Genomic DNA, 21,317 nt, shown 5'->3' on the forward strand with positions numbered 1-21,317 from the left:
TCGGGGCGACGCTGCGGGGGTTTCTTATGCGCGCTATTTGGATGTTTCTGGCCGCAATTACCACCCCGCTTGTCGTATCCCCGAGCGCCTTCGCCGAAGAGAAAGAGCCCAAATTGACCAACAGCCCCGCCGCGCCCGTCGCGGAAATGCGCCCGCACGACTTGACGCTGCACGGCAAGACGCTGTCCGATCCTTATCACTGGCTGCGGGACGAAAGCTATCCGACCGTCGATGACAAGGATGTGCTCGATTATGTGAAAGCTGAAAACGCCTATTTCGACGCCGCGATGAAGCCGCACGCCGCGCTGGTCGAAACCTTGTTCCAGGAGATGAAGGGCCGCATCAAGGAAGCCGATTCCTCGGTGCCGCAGAAGGACGGCGACTGGGTTTACTGGGTCGAATATGAAGAGGGCGCCGAGTATAAGAAATGGTATCGCAAGCCCCTGGCTGGCGGCGAGGCGTCCTTGATCCTCGACGAGGTCGCAATGGCCGCGGGCAAGGATTACTTCCGCCTTGCCGAAGTGTCGGTCAGCCCGAACGGCAAGCTGATGGCCTATTCGTTCGACGACAATGGCTCCGAACGGTTCGAGGCGCGCGTCCGCAATCTGGAGACGGGCGAGTTGCTGCCCGACACGATCCCCGGCACGCTCTCGTCGCTGGTGTGGACGTCGGGCAACGACGCGATCCTCTATGGCCTCGCGAACGAGAATTGGCGCACCGACAATGTCCGGCTGCACAAGCTCGGCACCCCCGTGAGCGACGATAAATTGCTCTACAAGGAGGCCGACATCGGTTTCGGCGTCGGAATCGGGAAGACCGCCGCCGACAATTATATCGTGATCGCGACGGGCGATAACGAGACGAGCGAGGTCTATCTGCTTCCCGCCGACAATCCGGAGGCGAAGATGCAACTCGTGTCGGCGCGCAAGAAGGGCCGCGAGTACAGCGTCGATGAACGCGAGGGGACGCTCTACATTCATACCAACGACGAGCATCCCAACTTCCGTGTCGCGACCGCGGACATCAAGGCGCCCGGAACGTGGAAGACCCTGATCCCCGGATCGAACGATAATTACCTCACCGGCCTCTCGATCTTTCGCGACTATTTCGTGATCGAATCGCGCGAGAAGGGTATCGATCAGGTCGATATCCGCAAATATGATGCGCCGCTGAACCCCGGCAGGATCAAATTTCCCGAGGCTACTTACGTCGCGGGGCTTGGCGACAATCCCGAATATCATCAGGACAAGCTGCGCCTGGATTATGAATCGATGGTGACCCCCGATACGGTGTTCGACTATGATCTCGCGAGCGGGAAGCTTGAGACGCTGAAGGTTCAGGAAATTCCTTCCGGTTATAATCATGAAGAATATGTAACCGAACTGGTAAATATGCCCTCGCGCGACGGCACGCCGGTTCCGGTGTCGCTCGTCTACAAGAAGGGCACGCCGCGCGACGGCAGCGCACCGATGCACCTCTATGTTTATGGCTCATACGGCTACCGCGTCCCGCCGGGTTTCTCGACGACGCGTCTCAGCCTCGTCGATCGCGGGATGATCTATGCCATTGCGCATGTTCGCGGCGGCGACGATCTTGGCCGCGCCTGGTATCTCGCGGGCAAGACCGATCATCGCAAGAATACGTTCAATGATTTCGTCGATGTCGCCAAAGGCCTGATCGCCGCCAAATATACCAGCGCAGGCAAGATTTCGATCGAGGGCCGCTCCGCGGGCGGACAGGTGATGGGCGCGGTCTATAATCAGGCGCCCGAATTGTGGGGCGCGGTGCTCGCCGGTGTGCCCTTCGTCGACGTGATCAATACGATGGTCGACGAGACGCTGCCGCTGACCCCGGGCGAATGGCCCGAATGGGGCAATCCGATCACCGACAAGGCGGCGTTCGATTATATGTTGAGCTACAGCCCGTACGATAATGTGACGGCGAAGGCTTATCCGCCGATGCTCGTCTCGGCCGGCCTCAACGATCCGCGCGTGACCTATTGGGAGCCTGCGAAGTGGGTCGCGAAGCTGCGCGCGACGCGCACCAACGACGCGACGCTGCTGCTGCGCACCAACATGGGCGCGGGCCACGCAGGCAAATCGGGACGCTGGGGCGCGCTGCGCGAGGATGCCGAGGAGTTCGCCTTCGTGCTGACGCAGTTGGGTGTGGAGAAATAGTGGCGTCGTTCGCTCGCCGTTTCTTTCCCGTTGGCCGATGCACGCGCGGCCGGCTTATCGGCGTGCTGTTTCTGATCAGCATTGCGAAATTCCTGGTCGACCTTGGAAGCCATGGACGAATCGAGCTGACATTCAATTTGGGGTTCAGCTTCGATGCACTGTCCAATCCCGCGAGCTACCCCCTGTGGCGCGTCTTCGTGGAGGTCGTGGTTGGCTTAATCATTGCTTATATGGTGGTGGGGCGGCTCCACGATATTTCGCGTCCGGGCTGGTGGCTTGCGGTCATCATCGCCTTGCCCTTTATCGGAGAGGCGATTGGCTTGCCCGAAATCGCCTTTCTGTCGCTCATCATCTGGCTCGCGCTGCTGTTCTGGTCTCCCACGATCGGGCCAAATATTTATGGTCCGGATCCGCGTGGATGGAAGTCGCGCGAGCATTATGACACGCAACTCGCGGAGCTGAATCGGCCGCAAGGCACGAACGATCAAACGGCGGCGAGGTAACCCCGCGCGACCAGATCGCGCTCCAGCGTCGGCGCATCGACGAACTGGTGACCCGCGATGCCGACCGCTTCGGCGCCCGCGACATTCGCGGCAACATCGTCGATGAAAATCGCGCCCGCGGGGTCGATGCCGAATCGCTCTATCGCGAGGCGGTAAATCGCGGGGTCTGGCTTCAGCAGTTTTTCGGTTCCCGACACTATAATATCGCGGAAGCAATCAAAGACCGGCTGGGTCGGGCGGAACGCTTCCCAGAATTCATGCCCGAAATTGGTGATCGCGAACAGCGGGACCCCGGTAGCGTCGAGTCGTTCGACGAGTTCGAGGCTGCCGGGCATCGGGCCGGGAATCGTCTCGTTGAAACGCGTCGCATAGGCGTCGATCAGCGCGTCATGCCCCGGAAACTCGGTTTTGAGCTCGGGCAGCATGTCGGCAAGCGGGCGGCCCGCGTCGTGCTGAAAATGCCATTGCGGCGTGACGACATTGGTCACGAACCATTCGAGCTCGTCTTTTTCGGCGATCAGCTTGGCGAACAGATAGCGCAGGTCCCAGTCGAACAGGACGCGGCCGACGTCGAAGATCACGCTCTGGCGAATCATACGGCCTCCAGACACGCGAAAGCGCCGCCGGAAGCCTCCGACGGCGTAACGCTGTTCACCAAAAGCAAACGGGACGAAAACGCCCCGCGCAGGGGCATCAGCCCTGGCGCGCCTTGAAGCGGCGGTTGGTCTTGTTGATCACATAGGTGCGGCCACGGCGGCGGATAACGCGGTTATCCCGGTGGCGGTCCTTCAGCGACTTCAGGCTGTTGCGAATCTTCATGGTTCTTGTCCGTAAATCTTGGCGTGTTGACGCGAAGCGGCGCAACTATGGGGATAAGGCCGAAAAGTCAACCGCCCCCTCGCCCATATTTCGTCATGCCGGACTTGATCCGGCATCCATCGCCGCGCTCGATCGCATGGACCCCGGATCAAGTCCGGGGTGACGATGAAAAAGGAGGCCGATCTAACCCGCCAAAGCTTTTTGCCGCCGCCTTTGCACCGACGAGCCATAGCCCATCGCCTCGCGATATTTGACGACGGTGCGCCGTGCGATGTCATGCCCCTCGGCCGACAGTTTTTGCGCGATCGTCTCGTCGGAGAGAATCGCCTTCGCATCCTCTGCCTCGATCATCGCCTTGATCCGGCTTTTCACCGCTTCGGCCGATACCGCGCCGTCGCCCTCGGTCGCCGAAATGCCGCTCGAGAAGAAATATTTAAGTTCGAACAGCCCGCGTGCGCAGCTCAGATATTTGTTGCTCGTGACGCGGCTTACGGTCGATTCGTGCATGCCGATTTCCTCGGCCACCTGCCGCAGGGTCAGCGGACGCATATGCGCGACGCCATGCAGGAAAAAGCCCTCCTGCTGCTTCACGATTGCGCTGGCGACCTTGACGATCGTCCGCTGGCGCTGGTCGAGCGCGCGCACCAGCCAGTTTGCGCCCGCAAGCTGTTCGGACAGCCACGCCTTGCTTTTCGCCGCCGCGCCTTGCGCGAGTTCGGTGTAATATCGGCGATTGACGAGCAGCCGCGGCAGCGTGCCGCCGTTGATCTCGACCGCCCAGCCGTTTGCGGTCTGGCGGATATAAAGATCGGGGACGACCGCCGGCGCGCCCTCACCGCCGAATTTGAGGCCGGGTTTCGGATCATAGCCGCGCAGTTCGCGAATCATGTCGGCAAGATCTTCATCGTCGACCCCGCAGATACGCTTCAGTTGCGGGAAGGCGCCTTTTGCGACCAGATCGAGGTGCGCGATCATCGTCGCCATTGCGGGGTCGTAGCGGTCGGCCTCGCGCGCCTGGATCGCAATACATTCGGCAAGGTCGCGGCCCCCGACGCCCGATGGGTCGAAGTACTGGATGACGGCGAGCACTTCTTCGATCAGTGCAAGCGGTACGCCGAGCTGCGCCGCAAGTTCGGCAAGGTCGGCGCGAAGATATCCCGCCTCGTCGATCAGTGCGACGAGCTGGCCCGCGACGATCGCTTCGATGCCGCCAAAGCGCTCGCCGACTTGCGCCATCAGATGGTCGTGGAGCGTGCCGTCATGTTCGGCAAAGCTGTCGAAATCGATATCCTCACTAGATCCCGACAGCCCGACATTGTCGCTAGCGCTGTCGTGATGAAAGCTGTCGGCGGCGAGGTCGACGTCGAGGTCGTTCGCGGTGCCGCCATCGGCGGACAATGCCTGATCGGTGTCGAGCGACGCGGCTTCGGTCGTCGGTGCGTCGCCGCCGGGCGTGAATTCGGGATCGCCCGCGCTGCCGTCGCTGTCGGCCGAGGCGGTGTCGAGCAGCGGATTGCCCTCGAGCGCCTCGGCCAGATAGGCTTCGAGTTCAAGGTTCGACAGCGCCAGCAGCTTGATCGCTTGCTGCAGCTGCGGCGTCATCACCAGCGATTGCGACTGGCGGAGATCGAGGCGCGGACCCAACGCCATCGGCGACTATTCGATCACAATGAGAAGCCCTCGCCGAGATAGAGGCGGCGCACCTCGGGATCGGCGACGAGCTCTTCCGGGGAGCCGGCAAGCAGCACCTTGCCGTCGTAAATGATGCAGGCGCGGTCGACGAGGTCGAGCGTCTCGCGCACATTATGGTCGGTGATCAACACGCCGATCCCGCGCGTCTTCAAATCGGCGACCAGATCGCGGATGTCGCTGATTGAGAGCGGATCGATGCCCGCGAACGGTTCGTCGAGCAGCATGATCGAGGGGTTCGCCGCGAGCGCGCGCGCGATTTCGGCGCGGCGGCGTTCGCCGCCGGACAGCGCCATCGCTGCCGAATCGCGGAGGCGCGTCAGCCCGAATTCATCGAGCAACTCTTCCATCCGCCGTTCGCGCTCGATCTTGTCGGGTTCGCTGAGTTCGAGCACCGCGCCGATATTCTGCTCGACCGTCATGCCGCGAAAGATCGAGGTTTCCTGCGGCAGGTAGCCGAGACCGAGGATAGCGCGGCGGTACATCGGCAGAGCGGTGATGTCGGCACCGTCGAGCATGATGCGCCCGGCGTCGGGCTTCACCAGTCCCATGATCGAATAAAAGCAGGTCGTCTTGCCCGCGCCGTTCGGGCCGAGCAAGCCGACGACCTCACCCTTGCCGACCGACAGCGACACGTCCGACAGCACCACGCGCTTGTCATAGCTTTTGGCGATCGAAATGACCGCGAGGCCGTTGCCCGCGGCGGCATCCTCACGGACATGCGCCTTGTGCTCGGTGACGCCGTGATCGCCCTCGTTCAGCGTGCCAGTGATGGATTCGTCGTCGGTCATAGGTCGGTCGGTTCCGTTTCTAGCCCCCGAGCGGCGTTACCCCAGCGACGCGGCGAACGTCAATCTGGCAAGATTTTTGCAGGGCAATGAAAGCCGTGAGGGCGGCGGCGCCTAATGCGCCGCCTGCGGCCCGCGTACGATCCCCGACAAGGCGAGCTGTTCGTCGATTGCCGCGAGCAGGCGCGTCAGTGCCGCCTCGTCCTTCGCTTCGGCGCGCGCGACGAGCACGTCCTGCGTGTTGGAGGCGCGGAGCAGCCACCAGCCGTCGTCGGTGAGTACGCGCGCGCCGTCGGTCCGGTCGACTTTCGCGCCCGATTCGCCGAGCCGATCCAGGACTTCATCCACAATGGCGAATTTGCGGCTCTCATCGACCTGGAAGCGCATTTCGGGGGTGTTGACCATCGGCGCCATGCTGCCGCGCAGTTCGGTGACACTCTGCCCAAGCTTCGTTGCCGCCTCGATCAGCCGTATCGCGGCATAGGGCGCATCGTCATAGCCGTAATAACGATCGGCGAAGAAGATATGCCCGCTCATCTCGCCCGCCAGCGGGCTGCCGGTTTCCTTCATCTTCGCCTTGATCAGGCTGTGGCCGGTCTTCCACATCAAGGGCTTTCCGCCGAGTTCGGCAACGCGGTCGAACAGCGCCTGACTCGCCTTCACATCGGCGATGACCGTCGCGCCGGGCAGGTCCTTCAGAACCGCCGCGGCATATATTTGCAAAAGCTGGTCACCCCAGATCACGCGGCCCTCGCCGTCGATCGCGCCGATACGGTCGCCGTCTCCATCGAAAGCGACGCCGAAATCGAGGCTCTTCTCCGCGACGAGCTTGCGCAGGTCCGCGAGATTCTTTTCCTCGGTCGGATCGGGATGGTGATTCGGGAAATGCCCGTCGATGTCGGTAAACAACAGGTGGTGCTCGCCGGGCAGGCGCGCGGTGAGTTTTTCGATGACGGTGCCCGCGGCGCCGTTGCCGGCGTCCCAGCCGATGCGGAAGGCGCCGCCGGCGAAACCTTGGACCAGCCGGTCGACATAGGCGTCGACGATATCGATGCTCTCAGACGAGCCTTCGCCGCTGTCCCAGTCGCCCGCGGCGGCCATTTTACCGATGCCAAGGATGTCGGCGCCGTAGAAGGGACGCCCCTGCATCACAAATTTGAAACCGTTATAGTCGGGGGGATTGTGGCTGCCGGTTATCTGTATGCCGCCATCCACATCTTCGGTTGATGCGGCATAATAGAGCATCGGCGTCGGGCCGAGCCCGACGTTGAGTGCGTCAACGCCCGCGTCATTGACCCCGGCGATCAGCGCATCGGCGAGCATCGGCGACGAAAGCCGCCCGTCATAACCGACGGCGACGCGCTTGCCGCCCGCGCGGCGGACCAACGTCGCGAAGCTGCGGCCGATCGCGTAGGCATCCTTGTCCGACAGCGTGTCGCCGACGACCCCGCGGATGTCGTATTCGCGTAGCATCGTCGGGTGGAAATTGTGCGTCATCTTTGAACCTCTTTGGGGAGAGAAGGGGTCAGGCGGCGGCGAACAGGTCCCCGTCCGGATGCAATCGCTCACGCGCCGGTAGGTTCAGTCCGCCCATCGCCTCGCGGAGTTCCTGCCGCGCGACGACGTGGCCAATCCCCATGCCGCCAAGGTGTGCCTTGTCGAGCAGGGTGAGGCCAGCCGGGAAAAGCTCGCGATAGATGACGCGCTCACCGAGTCCCGGGATGACGCGGAAACCAACGCGGCGCGACAATTGGGTCAATGCTTCGCCGACGCGGCGCATATTGTGCGCGTCGACATGCTGAAGACGGTTGCGCAGGATGATCCAGTCGATCGTCCGCCCGTCAGTCTTTGCGCGTGCCTTGCGCGTGTCCCAGATCAGTTCGGAATAGAAGCTCGGACGCGTAACCTGGAAGGTTTCGGGATCGACCTGCCCGATCAGGTCGAAGTCGATGAAACTGTCGTTGATCGGGGTGACGAGCGTATCGGCGCTCGTCGCAAGGTGGCGCGCGAAGATATCGTCGCGTCCCGGCGTGTCGGCAATCAGATAGTCGGCGTCTTCCGAAAGCCGCGCGACCTGCTCGTCGAGTTCCTCGATCGTTGAGCCGGTGAATACCTCGAAGCGCGGGGTCGGCAATGCGACCTCGCGGCGTTTCGCGGTCTGCTCGCGGTTTTCGAGATAGCGGTGGAAGGTGCGCTGGCGCGGGTCGAGGTCGATCCCCGCGACGCGCCAGCCCTGCGTCGCCAGAGCCACAGCGAAATGCACCGCACAGGTCGATTTGCCGGTCCCGCCCTTTTCATTGGCAAAGATGATGCGGTGCGGTGCTGGCTTCGTCATGAGCGTTGCGATTTTCCTGTTAGCGCGGCATGGGCGGCCGGCGCGCGAAGTGATATAGTCGCGCCAATATCGGAGGGCGACCAACCGTGCAAATCATCCGTGACATCGCGATGCTGCACCGTGCCGTTACGGCACTGAAGCAGGGAGGAAAGAGCGTCGCTCTGGTTCCGACGATGGGATCGCTGCATAACGGCCATCTCTCGCTCGTCCGCATGGCGCGGCGCGTCGCCGACCATGCCGTCGTGTCGATTTTCGTCAATCCGACCCAGTTCGGACCGAACGAGGATTTCGACGCCTATCCGCGCGACGAGGCGCGCGACGCCGCGATGCTCGCGCAGGAGGGCACGGGGCTGCTCTGGGCGCCCGACGTCGCGACGATGTACCCTGGCGGGCACAGCACGCATATCGAGGTTGCCGGACTGGGCGCCGATTATTGCGGTGCCGCGCGCCCGGGCCATTTCGACGGCGTTGCGACCGTCGTCGCCAAATTATTCAATCAGGTGCGCCCCGATGTCGCTATTTTCGGCGAAAAGGATTGGCAGCAGCTCGCGATCATCCGCCGAATGGCGCGCGATCTCGATTTCGGGATCGACATCATGGGGGCACCAATCGCGCGCGACAGCGACGGGCTCGCGCTGTCGTCGCGCAACGCCTATCTGTCCAAGGAGCAGCGCGCGGCAGCGACCGCCTTTCCCGACGCGCTGAGCACCGCGGCGAAGGCGATCGCAGGCGGCGCCGATGTCGGCGAAACGCTTGCCAAGGCCGAAGCTGCGATCATCAAGGGCGGCTTCGACAGCGTCGATTATGTCGCGCTCGCCGACGCCGACAGCCTCGAACGCCTAAGCGTATTTCGCGCGCCCGCGCGGCTTCTCGCAGCGGCACGGATCGGAAAAACGCGGTTGATCGACAATCTTGCCGTCGGTTGACAGGCGTCGAAATTCAAGGATTTTCGTGGGTTTCACAGGATATCCACAAAAAGTTCGATCATCATTAACGCTTTGTTGACCATAAATCGCAAATTTGGGCCCCGAGGTCTCCATGTGGGGTGGAGGCAAAGGGGGTTTATCATGGCGAATAGTCTGAAGTCTGCCCAATATCTGATCGAGAGCCGTCTGCTCGACGCCGCACGCGGCGACGCCAATGCCTATTTCGATCTCGGTATCGCTTTTTCGACCGGCACCGGCGGGGTCGATGTCGACCTGATCCAGGCGCATAAATGGTTCAACCTTGCCGCGCTCGGCGGCAATGTCGAAGGCCAGCAGTGCCGTGCCGACCTGTCGGACGAAATGTCACGCGACGAAATCGCCGAAGCGCAGCGTCAGGCGCGCGCCTGGCTTGACGAGACGGCTCGCCGTCCCGCCGCTCGCCGCTTCGCGGCCTAATCCTTCCGCTTGAAGGGCGTATGCCCTTCCAGCCACTCCATTTCAGATTCTTCGGCGCGGCGTTCCTGTTCGAGGTAATCCGCGACCGCCCGGCGAAAGCCCGGGTCGGCGATGAAATGCGCCGACCAGGTCGCAACGGGCCCATAGCCGCGCGCGAGCTTGTGCCCGCCTTGCGCGCCCGCTTCGACGCGCTTCAAGCCGCGTTCGATCGCAATGTCGATCGCGCGATAATAGCATAGCTCGAAATGCAGATAGGGGATCTCCATAAGGCATCCCCAATAGCGACCATAGAGCGTATCGGATCCGAGGAAGTGCAGAGCGCCCGCGATTGGTCGCTCCTCGCTGTCAAAGGCGATGAGCAGGATGATCCGCTCCGCCATTCGTGCACCCATCAGGTCGAACGCTTCGCGCGTGAGGTAGGGATGTCCCCATTTGCGCGCGCCCGTGTCCTGATAGAAGAGCCACATCGCGTCCCAATGCTCGGGCCGGATCGCGTCGCCGGTGAGTTCCTCGATCCGTAGACCTTCGACGGCTCGCAGCCGTTCCTTGCGCAACTGCTTGCGCTTCTGCGAATTCAGCGTGACGAGGAAATCATCGAAGCTGGCATAGCCGCTATTCGCGAAATGGAACTGGATATCGCGGCGGATCAGCCATCCCGCCTCCTCGAACAGTGACATCTGCTCCGGCGCGACAAAGGTTGCATGCGCCGACGACAGCTCGTTCTGCCGCACCACCGCCTCTGCCGCTCGAAGCAGCAGCAAGGCGTCGCCCCTTTCCTTCGACAACAGGCGCGGCCCCGGCACCGGCGTGAAGGGCGCGGCGATCTGCAGCTTGGGATAATAATCGCCGCCAGCGCGCGCCCAGGCATCAGCCCAGGCATGGTCGAACACATATTCGCCCTGGCTGTGCGATTTGAGATACGCAGGCGCGGCGGCGACGAGCGCGCCGCCGGCATCCTCGACGAGCAAGGGTGCCACCTGCCAGCCGGTACCCGCCCCGACGCTGCCCGATTCTTCGAGCAACGTCAGGAACGCGTGGCTGACAAACGGATTGCCGCCGTCGTGAAGCGCGTCCCAAGCCGCCGCGCCGATCGCGGCCACGCCGCTACCGAGCGATATGGTGCGTGTCGGCGGGTCGGCCTCGGCCATGGCTTATGCTGGTCGCACCGCGACGATTGCGTCGGCCTCGACCGCGGCGCCGAGCGGGAGCACCGCGACGCCGACCGCGGCGCGCGCGTGACGGCCCGCTTCACCGAACAGCGTCTCGAACAGCTCCGATGCGCCATTGGCGACCTTTGCCTGATCGGTGAAGCCGGGCGTGCTGTTGACGAAGACGCCAAGCTTGACGACGCGCTCGACGCGCGACCAGTCGCCGCCCAGCGCCTGCCCGATCTGCGCGACGAGCATCAGCGCGACGCGCTGCGCGGCATCCTGGCCGCCAGCGACGTCGACATCCTCGCCAAGGCGGCCGGTGACGACCTGTCCGTCCCGGAAGGGCAACTGGCCGCTCACGTAAAGCAAGCCGCCATGTTCGACGACAGGCACATAAGCGGCGACCGGCGCGGCGGGCTTGGGGAGTTCGAGGCCGAGTTCGGCAATTTTGGCGGCGATATCCATGCGGCGTTCCTTGATTAGACCGGCTCGGGGGCCGGGGCGGGGATGTTTTCGGCAAGGCGCGCCAATATCCAGCGCTGCGCGTCATTCCAATCGTCGATTCGCGCGTGGGCATATTTCGCCGGGGCGATCTTGTCCGCGATCGCCGGCTCGCCGACCAGGTGCAGCCGCCACACGTCGGGCGCCTCATGCGCGACCGACTGGTGATGGCCGGCAAGATCGTCGATGAAGACCGTAACCGAAGGCTGATATTGCTCGATCAGGCGTCGCACCGGCTCGCCCTTGCCGCCGCGGCTGCCGATCACCGGCGCGTGGAAGTCGTGGAGCGCAAGCTGGTCGATCCGCGCCTGCTGATGTTCGGGGCCGACGTTGGTGAGGACGACGATATCGGCCTCGGCGCCAATCGCCGCCATCGCCGCGAGCGCGCCCATGATCGGATATTGCCGCGTCATTTCCGTGCGGAAAAAGCCGTCGAGGAGCGGCCATACTTCGGCCGCCTCAAGCGGCGTACCGCACTCCTTGCGCTTCAGCGCATTCGCGAAACTTGCATCCTCTATGCGAAAGATCACGCCATGTTCGGCGTCGACCCATTCGGCGAAGGGCACGACCATGTGCATCAGCACCTCGTCGCAATCGGTGATGACGAGCGGGCGGTTCATGCGGTGGTTCCTTCAAGTCTTTGCGCCGCGGCGGCGATGCTGGCGGGCGGCACCTGCAATGCATCGGCGCAGGCGACAAGATCATTTTCGTGGCCCGTCAGGAAAGACATGATCGCCGCAAGCGTCGCCTGCTCGTCCAACGAGGCGCGCAGTTCGTCCGGCGCAAGCCCGGTCAGGCCCAGCAACCGCTCGGCGCGCGGCTCGTCGCTCAATATCCAGCCGAGGGCCTGAAGCGCCAAGGCGGCATCGCCGTCGTTCAAGTCGTAAGTCCCTTCGTCGCGATGCAATTGTGTCATGCGGCCGATTCGCCTAAACGGACCGCGCACGCAAGGTGGGGAACATAAGCAACATGGGCAAGACCATCCTGGTCGTCGAAGATAATGAGCTCAACCTGCGTCTCTTCTGCGACCTGCTCAACGCCCATGGCTATAGCGCGCATCCGGTGCGCGACGGGCGCGATGCGCTGGCGAAGGCGCGCGAGGTTTCACCCGACCTCATCATCATGGATATCCAGTTGCCGCACGTCAGCGGGCTCGACCTGATCGGCCAGATGAAGGCCGACCTGACCCTGCGCGCGGTGCCGATCATGGCGGTCACGGCCTATGCCGGGAAGGGCGATGAGGAGCAGATCAAGGCGGCCGGCGCCGAAGCCTATGTCTCGAAACCGATTTCGGTGATCAAGTTCATCGAGAGCGTCGGCGCGTTCGCCTAGCTTTTGTCGGCCACCTGGCAACGCGTTGCGACGGGCCGCCCAAAATCGTCGGCGAATCGCTGATCCGCGCCGACGGTTGCGTCGTCGGGTTCAGCCACCGGCCAGCTTTCATTTCCTAATCCTGATCGCGGGGGTTCAGGATGGAAGGACATAAAATGTTTTTGATGAAGAGGCTGGCGCTGACCGCCTTGATCGGCGCGACCACGATGGCGGCCTTGCCGACCGAAGCCGATGCGCGCAGCCGCCACCATCGGCACGGCTATTACAGCGACCGCGGCCATGATCGCTATGATCGCCGCGACTACCGGCATCACCGCGACAAACGCTATTATCGCAATTGCCGCACGAGCGGCACGACCGGACTGATCGTCGGCGGCGCTGCAGGCGCATTGCTGGGCCGCGAAGTCGACCGCCGAGGCGACCGCGCGACGGGTACGATCCTCGGTGCCGCGGGCGGCGCGCTGCTCGGACGTGAGATCGACCGCAAGCGTCGCTGCTGACCGCGGCGGGCAGGGCGGACCGTCAGGCGGCGCAAGCGCCGCGGGCGGTCCGTTCCGAATGCGATGAGGTCGATGCGCGCTGCCAGGGCGCCGCATAATGAATGGCGACGGCAGTCGCCGAGGCTTCGACGGCGGCGGTCCAGACGCGGGCAATCCAGTGCGTTTCGGGGGTCGAACGGGTCATCTTCAGTCTCCTTCGTCCGGATTCGCGGACAAGGGAGAGCGCCGCCCGGACGAATCTCTATTAACCCGGTCGACATGACGATTGGTGCCGAAATTCGCCGTGCGGGCGACCAATTTTCGCGTTATGGTCAGACCCATGCAAAAAATCACCGATCTCGACGATTTCGACCGCCGGCTGCTCGAACTTGTACGGCACGATAATCTTCAGCCCGCACGAATCCTTGCCGAAAAGGTCGGGCTGTCGCTGTCGGCAGTTCTGCGCCGCCTGCGCCGCCTGCGCGAAGAGAAGGTGATCATCGCCGATATCGCGGTGGTCGACCCTGCGTTGACCGGATCGGCGCTCACCATGCATATCCTCGTTCGGATGCAACAGGCGGGGCCGCAGAATATGGATGCCTTTGCACGCGAGATCGCCCGTCATCCCGAAATCACGGGGGCGTGGGACGTGACGGGGGACGATGATTTCCTGCTGAAGGTGCAGATCGGTTCGATGGAGGAATATGACGCCTTCACGCGCCGCGCGCTGGGCGAGGACAAGGGCGTTCATTCGTTCAAGACGCTCATCACGATCCGGCACATCATCGAAAATGATGTCGCGCGCCGGCCGCTGCGCGATCGGTGAAGGCGGGGTGCGTCCTGGCGTAGAGGTGGCCTGCTGGACGAGTGGCCTGTCTCGACCGATCGCGGACCTCCACACACCGTCACCCCGGACTTGATCCGGGGTCCCGCTTGAGGTCGAAGCCAGTGAGCGCGTCCAAAAGCGGGATCCCGGGTCAAGCCCGGGATGACGGAAGTGGGGGACGGGATGTCCGCTTCCCACCCCCAAGCGGCCCTTCGTCCGCCACGGTTCGCGCGGCTTTCATATCCTACTTCGCGGCGGGCGCTGCCGCGGGGTCGTAGGACGAGACATGGTTCATCGCGATGACCCAGCGTCCGTCGACCTTGCGGAACAGGCGGGTGTTGATGCCTTGTTGCGCGCGTTCGGGCCGGGTCAGGCGATAATGGCTGATGAGCAGCGCGGCGTCGGGTGCGAGCATGTCGATGCTGATGTCATAGAAATGGACCGTGCCGCGGCGGTCGGGCGAGCCGCCATAATCGTGCACATAATGGTCGAGCGTCCCCTGCCAGCCGTCCTGTATCTTGCCCCCCGAGACGAAGATCACGCCGGGGTTGCGGAAGCCCGCCATATAGCCGGTGAAGTCGCTGCGATTCCACGCGGCCTCCATATCGGCGACGACTTTCAGGATCGCCGACTTTTCGGCCGCCTCGTCGGCATGCGCGGGCGATGCCGTAGCGAAGAGCATCACCGCCGCCAGCATATTCATCCATTTCATCATGGCTCTCTCCCTTAGGGCTTACGCAGGAACAGCGGATGTTCGGGCAGCCGCGAGCGATCGACAAGCTTTCCCTGCGCGATCACCGCCTCGACCTTTTCGATGTTGCGGATATCGGCGAGCGGGTTGGCGGAGAGCAGGACGAGGTCGGCGATCTTCCCCGCCTCGATCGTGCCGAGATCATCGCTCAACCGCGCCGCGGCGGCGCCATGCTTCGTCCCCGCGACGATCGCTTGCATCGGGGTCATGCCGAGTTCGACGAGCCCCTCGATCGCACGGATCGTCCCGATCCCCGGCTCGGCCTCGTCGCCCTTGGGCACGCGGCGGAACTCGGGCGCGTCGCCATAGAAGCTGTCGGTCGCGGGGGTGACGCGGCACCCCGCCTTGATGAGCCGTTCGGCGTTGCGGCGTTGCACGTCCTGATTATCGTCCATCGCCTCGAGCCGGCGCCAACGTTCGGCGCTGGTCGTCGCAGGCGGCATCTTCGCGATCTTCGCTTCCAGTTCGGCGCGCTTCGCGAGATGCTTCTTACGATAGTCGCCGGTGATATAGTTCGACCGTATCCCGCACAGTACATCCTTCTTCACGATCAGCGCGATCAGTTCATCGGGCAAGTCGCGGCTGGTCAGTTCGGGATGCTGGATCAGGTCGATCCCCGCCTCGACCGCGAGCGTCAGTCCTTCCGAACTTGTCGCATGCGTCTCGACCGGCTTGCCGCGCTTGTGCGCCTCTTCGACAATCACCGCCTGCTGGCGCGGTGAAAAGCCGATCAGCGCGGGGCGAAGGAAATGGCTGGTTCCGCCATATTTGATGAAGTCGACCCCCTTGTCGAGATAGCGGTTCATCGCGACGCGGAGCTCCTCGGGCGTCATGTCCATGATCTCTTCGCCCATGTCCTGCGCCAGCAGGTCGTTCCATTTCTCTTGGAACAACGACAGGTCCGAATCCTTGGTAAGCGAGAAGGTCAGCGAAAAGGGCCCGCCCCAGCCGAGGATATTGCCCGCCGCCTTGAGCCGGGCGCCGACGACTTCGCCGCGGTCGATCCGGTCGCGTACCGTCAGGATCGGCGGCAGCACGCCATAGCTGTCGCGCATCGTCGTCACGCCATAGGTCAGCGCGCGCTGTGCAAATTCGAGTGCGAGTTCCTCGCCGCTGTCGGCATATTTCAATGACGTGTCGCGCCGAGCCGGCTGGCCATAGACCGAGACATGAACATTGCTGTCGATGAAGCCGGGGAGCAAATAGCGCCCGCGCCCGTCGATAAGCTGCGCGCCCGCTGCATCGGCCGGGCTATTGCCGATCGAAACGATCCGGCCCTTGTCGACGACGACGGTCATGCCGGGCTTTGGCGGCGCGCCTGTGCCGTCGATCAATGTCACGCCCGTAATCGCAATCCGGCCCGCGCCGGGCGCCTCCGCACGAGTCGCCGCCGGGGCGAAAAGCGCGGAAATCATCAGAAATGTGCCGATAAAAGCGGTTCTAAGACAGTTTGTTGCGGTCACCCGACCCTCCCCGGAAACATGTGGCATTGACTCTCGGAAGATTGAGTATATCGTATTTCGTATACAGTAATAGCAAAAAGGGGTCCGAATGCTGCACCGCGCAGATTTTGCGACGCATTGCGACGCCGCTCGTTCGCGGGCGATCGTTCGCGCGTCGCTGCGGGGCCATCGGACCTCTATTAACCGGGTTGGCGAGACCATCCGGATACCGACCCATCACCGCCCCGCGCGCCATCAAGCGACACGCTTTCGCTTCGATCGGGCAGCCGGCGAGGGCGCCCCCAGCTCCAACATGTTCACCGCTCAGCCAACCGGGTCCCGGTGCGAGATATCGCGCGCGTCCCGGGCAAAAAACGGGGGCTGAGCGGCGTCCGGGGAAGCGTGCAGGAGAACGACGTCGCCCGCCGGCCGGCGGGCGCGAGCGAAGTCAACGACAGGCCAAAGGCCGTACACAGGGAGCGTCCAAATGTCTTACGATCGAACCAATCAGCAGGTCCGTTTTCGCCGCATACTTCTTGCCACAAGTCTCTTGTCGACCATCCTGCTGCCCGGCGCTGCCGCGGCGCAGGTCGCCGCCGATGAAACCGCGGCTGAAGCCCCCACCGAAATCATCGTCACCGGGTCGCGCCTGCAACGCACCGACCTGACCGCGCCGAGCCCGATCACCGTTGTCGGACAGGAAGATGTCCAACTGTCGGGCAACCTAACGCTCGAAAAGACGATGAACGAATTCCCGCAGCTTGCCTCGGGCAACACCTCGACCGTCAACAACGGCGGCGGCGCGGGCGTGCTCACCGCGAACCTGCGCGGTCTCGGCGAAACGCGCACGCTGACGCTGGTCAACGGTCGCCGCTTCATTCCGGCAAACTCGAACGGCTCGGTCGACCTGACCAGCATCCCCGACGCGCTGATCAAGCGGGTCGAGGTGATCACCGGCGGCGCATCGGCCGTTTATGGTTCGGACGCGATCGCAGGCGCGGTGAACTTCATCCTCGACGACAGTTTCGAAGGCCTGCAGATGTCGGCGCAGGCCGGCATTTCGGACCGCGGCGATGCCGCGTCGAAAAAGATCGACATTACCTTTGGCGCCGATCTTGGCGGCGGGCGCGGCAACGTCGCGATTTCGGGCGCCTGGGCGAAGCAGGATCCGATCACGCAGGCCGACCGCCCGTTCGGCAGGGTGCCGCTCGCCGAAATCAACGGCGCACTCGTCTATTCGGGTTCGGGCAATATTCCCGGCACCCGCGTCCCGCTGAGCCAAGCGCAGCGCAATGCGCTCGTCGGCGTCAACATGACGCCAAGTGGCCCCTGCACCTCGATCACCGGCATCCGCTTCGGCGCCGGCGGCACCCCGCTGCCCTATTGCCAGCCCGAGGACACGTATAACTATGCGCCGTTCAACCTGCTTCAGCGTCCGCTCGAACGCATCAACTTCTCGGCCCTGGCGCATTATGATGTCACCGACCATATCACCGCCTATGCCGAGGCCTTTTTCGTCAACGCGCGCAATAATTCGAAACTGGCGCCCGACAGCTTTACGCCGGTAACGCCCGGCGCTGCGTCGTCGACGCTGCTGGTGCCGAACTACGCGACCAGCGCCAGCCTGTCGCCCGCGGTGCGTGATTTCTTCATCAACAATCGCGCGCTCTTCGATGCCGATGGTGACGGTACTGCGGCGGTGGTTGGCGGGGGCCGCCGCGCCGACGAACTCGGCACGCGCGACAGCTTTTTCGAACGCCAGTCCTATGCAATCACAACCGGCCTGCGCGGGGATTTCGACATCGGCAAACAGACCTGGCGCTGGGATGCCTTCTATCAATATCTGCGCAACCGCACCGACACCCGGGCGGAAGGCGTAATCAACCAGACGCGGCTCAGCCTGGGGCTCGATTCGATCGTCAACGGGTCGGGGCAGGTCGTTTGCCGGTCGGGAGTCCCGGGATGCGTCCCCGTCTCGATCTTCGGTCTCGGTTCGATCACGCCCGAAGCCGGCGCCTATCTGACGCCGACGCGTGCCAGCAACGACATCTTCGAACGCCAGGTCGCCGGCGCGTCGCTGAGCGGCACTTTGTTCGATCTGCCCGCGGGGCCGGTCGCGGTCGCGGTGGGCGTTGAATATCGCAAGGACAGCTATCAATCGACGCCAAGCGCCATGGACCTCAACAAGGAATATGGCGCCGCGTCGAACAATGCGCTGTCGGGTTCGTTCGACGTGAAGGAAATCTTCGGCGAACTTCGCATCCCGATCCTGTCGGACACACCCTTCTTCGACACGCTCGCGATCGAGGGTGCGGCGCGCTATTCGGACTATTCGACCGTCGGCGGCGTCTTCACCTGGAAAGCCGGCGGCGAATGGGCGCCGGTCAGCTGGGTCCGTATTCGCGGTGCATATAACAGTGCGATCCGCGCGCCGAACATCAACGAGCTGTTTTCCGCAGTGGGTCAGGGCTTCACCGGGGGCACCGATCCGTGCGCGCGTCCGAACCTGACCGGCGCCGATCCCCGCAGCCAGCAACTGCGCGACTTCTGCGTCGCGCAGGGCGTTCCCGCCGGCGACATCGCGACGTTCACCCAGGCAACGCTGGGGCTGACGCAGGAAACCGGCGGCAATCCCAACCTCGTCGAAGAAAAGTCGAAGACCTATACGATCGGCGCCGTGATCTCGCCGCCGTTCATCCCGCGCCTCAACATCACCGTCGACTATTTTAACGTCGAGGTGAAGGGCGCGATCGCCACGATCAACGCGCAGCAGACGCTGAACGATTGCTACACGGGGCTCAATGCGAACAGCCCGACCTGCCTGTCGGTCTTCCGCCTCTCCAGCGGTCAGATCGACTATGTCCGCACCAACCAGAATAATATCGGTGCGCTCAAGGTCCGCGGTCTCGACGTGCAGGGCGACTACACCATCCCGCTTCCCGCGGCGCTCGGTCAAGACGCCCAGTTGCGCCTGACCGGCGTTGCCAGCTGGCTGTTCGAACGCTCGACGCAGGTGCTCAGCACCGTCGCGCCGCAGGATTGCGCCGGCTTCTATGGCGCGGGCTGCTCGACGGGTACCGGCGGGTTCATCGTTCCGGACTTCAAGCTGAACCTCGGCGCCGCCTACACCAGCGGTCCGCTTGCCATCCGCGGCCAGGCCCGGATGATCGGCGGCCTCAAAGTGTTCCCGACGGTCACCACCACCAATATCAAGACGGCCCCGGCCACCTGGTATTTCGACCTGACCAGCACCTTCGAGATCAACGACAACTTCACCTTCTTCGCCGGCGTCGACAATCTGCTCGACAAGATGCCGCCGATCCTCGGCACCACCTTCGTCGGCGACGCCAACGTCGACGTGTCGCTCTATGACACGCTCGGCCGACGCTATTTCGCCGGTGTCCGGATGAAGTTCTAAAAATGTTGCTCCCGGCCGGCGGTGCGTCCCTGCTCCGCCGGCCTTTTTGTTTCTGCTGATGGAAGGCCCGATTGCATGACCTTCAAACCGCGTCGTATCGCCGCCTTGATGGCGGCCGCTTCGTTATTCGCCGCCCTCCCCGTCACCACCGCAGCGGCGCCCGCGCCGACCGGATCGGCGGCGACCGACGTCATCCCCGCACGCACCGAAGGCATCGGTCCGTTCAAGCGCGTCGTGCTGCGCAACGTCACGATGATCGACGGCACCGGTGCCCCCGCGCAGGGCCCGTTCGATATAGTGATCGAGAATGATCGCATCGCGCAGATCAAGTCGATCGGCGCGCCCGGCGCGATCGATCCCACCGAACGCGCCGCCCCCGGCGATCAGGAGATGGACCTCACCGGCTATTATGTCATGCCGGGTTTCGTCGACGCGCACGTCCATCTTCACTCGCTCAGCGATTCGCAGAAAGTGCCCTCGGACTATATTCTGAAGCTGTGGATGGCTCACGGCATCACGTCGGTCCGCGACCTTGGCAGCGGGCATCCGATCGAATGGCTGGTCGACATCAAGAAACGCAGCGAGCGTAACGAGATCGTCGCGCCGCGCATCGACATCTATCCGATGTTCCACCAGATCCGGGGGCCGGTGAACGACGCCGCGACCGCGCGCGCCGTCATCCAGGAAGCGAAGAAGCGCGGCGCCGACGGCATCAAGTTCATCGGCGGCGCGCCCGAGGATGTGCTCTACGCCGCGATCGACGAGACAAAGAAGCAGGGCCTGCACAGCACGATGCACCATGCGCAGCAACTCGTCGCCTATGCCGATGTGGTCGACACGTCGGGCGCCGGCCTTGAAAGCATGGAGCATTGGTACGGGCTGCCCGAGGCGATGTTCACCGACAAGCGCGTCCAGTCCTTTCCGACCGACTTCATCAACAATGACGAGCAGATGCGCTTCGGCGAAGCCGGGAAATTGTGGGCGCAAACCGCCGAGCCCGGTTCGGACGCATGGAACAAGGTCATGGACACGCTGCTCGAACGCAAGTTCGTGCTCGATCCGACTTTCACCGCCTATCTGACCAGCCGCGACTTCATGCGCATGAGCCGCGCGAGCTGGCACGACGAATATACGATGCCCGCGCTGTGGGACTATTATCGCCCGAGCCGCGTCAATCACGGCGCCTATTGGTTCGACTGGACCACCGAGCATGAGATGGCGTGGAAGGACAATTACCGGCGCTGGATGCGCTTCGTGAACGATTACCAGAACCGCGGCGGCCGGGTCACGATCGGCAGCGACGCCGGCTATATCTATAACCTCTATGGCTTCGGCTATGTTCAGGAGATGGAGCTGATGCGCGAGGCGGGCTTCAGCTCGCTCGAGGTGATCCACGCCGCGACGCAGGAAGGCGCTCGGCTTCTCGGCCATGACGATCAGGTAGGTACGATCCGCGTCGGTCGCAAGGCTGACCTGGTGATCGTCAAGGGCAACCCGCTGGCGAACCTCAAGCTGCTGTTCGGCACAGGCACGGTGAAGCTGAACGACGCGACCGGCAAGGTCGAGCGCGTCGGCGGCGTCGCCTACACCGTCAAGGACGGCATAATCTATGACGCGGCGAAGCTGCGCGCCGAAATCCGCGACATGGTGGCGAAATCCAAGGCCGAGCGCGGCCTGCCGCCGGGACCGATGGTAATTGAAAATGCAGGGACCGCGAACTGAAC

At 63.4% G+C, this 21,317-nt stretch carries 22 protein-coding genes; 9 read left to right on the top strand and 13 right to left on the bottom strand.

Going from position 1 to position 21,317, the window contains the following annotated elements; genetic code table 11:
- The first annotated feature begins 41 nt into the window (after window positions 1-41).
- A complete protein-coding gene (locus tag SC1_RS20210) occupies window positions 42-2,177 on the top strand; it encodes a S9 family peptidase (protein ID WP_083436018.1) in 2,136 nt (711 codons plus the stop codon).
- The gene (locus SC1_RS20215) at window positions 2,177-2,680 is read left to right on the top strand and encodes a DUF805 domain-containing protein (protein WP_062186376.1); all 504 of its coding nucleotides are present in this window, start codon (window positions 2,177-2,179) and stop codon (window positions 2,678-2,680) included. Before SC1_RS20210 ends, SC1_RS20215 begins: the two co-directional genes overlap by 1 nt.
- On the opposite strand, the gene SC1_RS20220 is transcribed toward SC1_RS20215, so the two are convergent.
- The 6 genes from SC1_RS20220 to SC1_RS20245 all read right to left on the bottom strand — a co-directional run bounded on the left by SC1_RS20220 (window position 2,662) and on the right by SC1_RS20245 (window position 8,311).
- Window positions 2,662-3,276, bottom strand: a complete 615-nt coding sequence (locus SC1_RS20220) for an HAD family phosphatase (RefSeq protein ID WP_062186378.1) — start codon at window positions 3,274-3,276, stop codon at window positions 2,662-2,664. The genes SC1_RS20215 and SC1_RS20220 overlap by 19 nt on opposite strands.
- Window positions 3,277-3,373: 97 nt before the next feature.
- Window positions 3,374-3,499 (bottom strand): type B 50S ribosomal protein L36, encoded by a 126-nt coding sequence (ykgO, locus tag SC1_RS20225; protein WP_003046794.1) that lies wholly within the window; start codon window positions 3,497-3,499, stop codon window positions 3,374-3,376.
- Window positions 3,500-3,682: 183 nt separating this feature from the next.
- Entirely contained in the window at window positions 3,683-5,149 is a 1,467-nt protein-coding gene (rpoN, locus tag SC1_RS20230; RefSeq protein ID WP_062186379.1) for an RNA polymerase factor sigma-54, read from the bottom strand.
- A gap of 14 nt (window positions 5,150-5,163) precedes the next feature.
- Window positions 5,164-5,979: an LPS export ABC transporter ATP-binding protein gene (lptB, locus tag SC1_RS20235; protein ID WP_062186381.1), complete on the bottom strand. Its 816-nt coding sequence runs from the start codon at window positions 5,977-5,979 to the stop codon at window positions 5,164-5,166.
- A gap of 111 nt (window positions 5,980-6,090) precedes the next feature.
- Entirely contained in the window at window positions 6,091-7,473 is a 1,383-nt protein-coding gene (pgmG, locus tag SC1_RS20240) for a phosphoglucomutase/phosphomannomutase PgmG (protein ID WP_062186383.1), read from the bottom strand.
- A 28-nt stretch (window positions 7,474-7,501) separates the two neighbouring features.
- Window positions 7,502-8,311, bottom strand: a complete 810-nt coding sequence (locus tag SC1_RS20245) for a division plane positioning ATPase MipZ (protein ID WP_062187072.1) — start codon at window positions 8,309-8,311, stop codon at window positions 7,502-7,504.
- An 86-nt stretch (window positions 8,312-8,397) separates the two neighbouring features.
- On the opposite strand from SC1_RS20245, the gene panC reads away from it, so the two are divergent.
- Together panC and SC1_RS20255 are read left to right on the top strand one after the other, a co-directional pair.
- Window positions 8,398-9,237, top strand: a complete 840-nt coding sequence (panC, locus tag SC1_RS20250; RefSeq protein ID WP_062186385.1) for a pantoate--beta-alanine ligase — start codon at window positions 8,398-8,400, stop codon at window positions 9,235-9,237.
- Window positions 9,238-9,378: 141 nt separating this feature from the next.
- Complete coding sequence (locus SC1_RS20255) at window positions 9,379-9,693, top strand: sel1 repeat family protein (protein WP_039578367.1); 315 nt, start codon at window positions 9,379-9,381, stop codon at window positions 9,691-9,693.
- Here SC1_RS20255 and SC1_RS20260 read toward each other — a convergent pair.
- Genes SC1_RS20260 through SC1_RS20275 form a run of 4 tightly spaced genes read right to left on the bottom strand, consistent with a single transcriptional unit; the run spans window position 9,690 to window position 12,261 of the window.
- Window positions 9,690-10,841 carry a GNAT family N-acetyltransferase gene (locus SC1_RS20260; RefSeq protein WP_062186392.1) on the bottom strand — a complete coding sequence of 384 codons (1,152 nt, stop codon included), beginning with the start codon at window positions 10,839-10,841 and terminating at the stop codon, window positions 9,690-9,692. The two genes, SC1_RS20255 and SC1_RS20260, sit on opposite strands and share 4 nt — an antisense overlap.
- Before the next feature lie 3 nt (window positions 10,842-10,844).
- Window positions 10,845-11,309, bottom strand: a complete 465-nt coding sequence (locus SC1_RS20265; protein ID WP_062186394.1) for a RidA family protein — start codon at window positions 11,307-11,309, stop codon at window positions 10,845-10,847.
- Window positions 11,310-11,323: 14 nt separating this feature from the next.
- A complete protein-coding gene (locus SC1_RS20270; RefSeq protein WP_062186396.1) occupies window positions 11,324-11,965 on the bottom strand; it encodes an HAD family hydrolase in 642 nt (213 codons plus the stop codon).
- The gene (locus tag SC1_RS20275) at window positions 11,962-12,261 is read right to left on the bottom strand and encodes a DUF3572 domain-containing protein (RefSeq protein ID WP_062186398.1); all 300 of its coding nucleotides are present in this window, start codon (window positions 12,259-12,261) and stop codon (window positions 11,962-11,964) included. The genes SC1_RS20270 and SC1_RS20275 overlap by 4 nt, the downstream gene beginning before the upstream one ends.
- A 53-nt stretch (window positions 12,262-12,314) precedes the next feature.
- Here SC1_RS20275 and SC1_RS20280 point away from each other — a divergent pair, with 53 nt between their 5' ends.
- Together SC1_RS20280 and SC1_RS20285 are read left to right on the top strand one after the other, a co-directional pair.
- Entirely contained in the window at window positions 12,315-12,677 is a 363-nt protein-coding gene (locus SC1_RS20280) for a response regulator (RefSeq protein WP_037515703.1), read from the top strand.
- Between the two features lie 164 nt (window positions 12,678-12,841).
- Window positions 12,842-13,177, top strand: coding sequence for a glycine zipper 2TM domain-containing protein (locus SC1_RS20285; protein ID WP_152682533.1), 336 nt, complete (start codon window positions 12,842-12,844; stop codon window positions 13,175-13,177).
- A gap of 22 nt (window positions 13,178-13,199) precedes the next feature.
- Here SC1_RS20285 and SC1_RS22325 read toward each other — a convergent pair whose 3' ends face one another.
- On the bottom strand, window positions 13,200-13,361 hold the full coding sequence (locus SC1_RS22325; RefSeq protein WP_193749235.1) for a hypothetical protein: 162 nt from the start codon (window positions 13,359-13,361) through the stop codon (window positions 13,200-13,202).
- Between the two features lie 135 nt (window positions 13,362-13,496).
- Here SC1_RS22325 and SC1_RS20290 point away from each other — a divergent pair, with 135 nt between their 5' ends.
- Window positions 13,497-13,982 (top strand): Lrp/AsnC family transcriptional regulator, encoded by a 486-nt coding sequence (locus SC1_RS20290; protein WP_062187074.1) that lies wholly within the window; start codon window positions 13,497-13,499, stop codon window positions 13,980-13,982.
- Between the two features lie 244 nt (window positions 13,983-14,226).
- On the opposite strand, the gene SC1_RS20295 is transcribed toward SC1_RS20290, so the two are convergent.
- Complete coding sequence (locus SC1_RS20295) at window positions 14,227-14,697, bottom strand: DUF4440 domain-containing protein (RefSeq protein ID WP_370568763.1); 471 nt, start codon at window positions 14,695-14,697, stop codon at window positions 14,227-14,229.
- Between the two features lie 11 nt (window positions 14,698-14,708).
- Complete coding sequence (locus SC1_RS20300; protein ID WP_083436020.1) at window positions 14,709-16,148, bottom strand: amidohydrolase family protein; 1,440 nt, start codon at window positions 16,146-16,148, stop codon at window positions 14,709-14,711.
- 514 nt (window positions 16,149-16,662) lie between these two features.
- Between SC1_RS20300 and SC1_RS20305 the strand changes: the two genes are divergently transcribed.
- Complete coding sequence (locus SC1_RS20305; protein WP_062186403.1) at window positions 16,663-19,593, top strand: TonB-dependent receptor domain-containing protein; 2,931 nt, start codon at window positions 16,663-16,665, stop codon at window positions 19,591-19,593.
- 75 nt (window positions 19,594-19,668) lie between these two features.
- Complete coding sequence (locus tag SC1_RS20310) at window positions 19,669-21,315, top strand: amidohydrolase family protein (RefSeq protein WP_062186405.1); 1,647 nt, start codon at window positions 19,669-19,671, stop codon at window positions 21,313-21,315.
- Window positions 21,316-21,317: the final 2 nt, after the last annotated feature.

The sequence above is a fragment of the Sphingopyxis sp. C-1 genome (assembly GCF_001047015.1).
In the GTDB taxonomy this organism is placed as follows: domain Bacteria; phylum Pseudomonadota; class Alphaproteobacteria; order Sphingomonadales; family Sphingomonadaceae; genus Sphingopyxis.

Coding starts and splice junctions, on each gene's coding strand:
- SC1_RS20210 (WP_083436018.1), top strand. CDS start 42: ATGTTTCTGGCCGCAATTACCACCCCGCTTGTCGTATCCCCGAGCGCC.
- SC1_RS20220 (WP_062186378.1), bottom strand. CDS start 3,276: ATGATTCGCCAGAGCGTGATCTTCGACGTCGGCCGCGTCCTGTTCGAC.
- ykgO (WP_003046794.1), bottom strand. CDS start 3,499: ATGAAGATTCGCAACAGCCTGAAGTCGCTGAAGGACCGCCACCGGGAT.
- rpoN (WP_062186379.1), bottom strand. CDS start 5,149: ATGGCGTTGGGTCCGCGCCTCGATCTCCGCCAGTCGCAATCGCTGGTG.
- lptB (WP_062186381.1), bottom strand. CDS start 5,979: ATGACCGACGACGAATCCATCACTGGCACGCTGAACGAGGGCGATCAC.
- pgmG (WP_062186383.1), bottom strand. CDS start 7,473: ATGACGCACAATTTCCACCCGACGATGCTACGCGAATACGACATCCGC.
- SC1_RS20245 (WP_062187072.1), bottom strand. CDS start 8,311: ATGACGAAGCCAGCACCGCACCGCATCATCTTTGCCAATGAAAAGGGC.
- SC1_RS20255 (WP_039578367.1), top strand. CDS start 9,379: ATGGCGAATAGTCTGAAGTCTGCCCAATATCTGATCGAGAGCCGTCTG.
- SC1_RS20260 (WP_062186392.1), bottom strand. CDS start 10,841: ATGGCCGAGGCCGACCCGCCGACACGCACCATATCGCTCGGTAGCGGC.
- SC1_RS20265 (WP_062186394.1), bottom strand. CDS start 11,309: ATGGATATCGCCGCCAAAATTGCCGAACTCGGCCTCGAACTCCCCAAG.
- SC1_RS20270 (WP_062186396.1), bottom strand. CDS start 11,965: ATGAACCGCCCGCTCGTCATCACCGATTGCGACGAGGTGCTGATGCAC.
- SC1_RS20275 (WP_062186398.1), bottom strand. CDS start 12,261: ATGACACAATTGCATCGCGACGAAGGGACTTACGACTTGAACGACGGC.
- SC1_RS20280 (WP_037515703.1), top strand. CDS start 12,315: ATGGGCAAGACCATCCTGGTCGTCGAAGATAATGAGCTCAACCTGCGT.
- SC1_RS20285 (WP_152682533.1), top strand. CDS start 12,842: ATGAAGAGGCTGGCGCTGACCGCCTTGATCGGCGCGACCACGATGGCG.
- SC1_RS22325 (WP_193749235.1), bottom strand. CDS start 13,361: ATGACCCGTTCGACCCCCGAAACGCACTGGATTGCCCGCGTCTGGACC.
- SC1_RS20290 (WP_062187074.1), top strand. CDS start 13,497: ATGCAAAAAATCACCGATCTCGACGATTTCGACCGCCGGCTGCTCGAA.
- SC1_RS20295 (WP_370568763.1), bottom strand. CDS start 14,697: ATGATGAAATGGATGAATATGCTGGCGGCGGTGATGCTCTTCGCTACG.
- SC1_RS20300 (WP_083436020.1), bottom strand. CDS start 16,148: ATGATTTCCGCGCTTTTCGCCCCGGCGGCGACTCGTGCGGAGGCGCCC.
- SC1_RS20305 (WP_062186403.1), top strand. CDS start 16,663: ATGTCTTACGATCGAACCAATCAGCAGGTCCGTTTTCGCCGCATACTT.
- SC1_RS20310 (WP_062186405.1), top strand. CDS start 19,669: ATGACCTTCAAACCGCGTCGTATCGCCGCCTTGATGGCGGCCGCTTCG.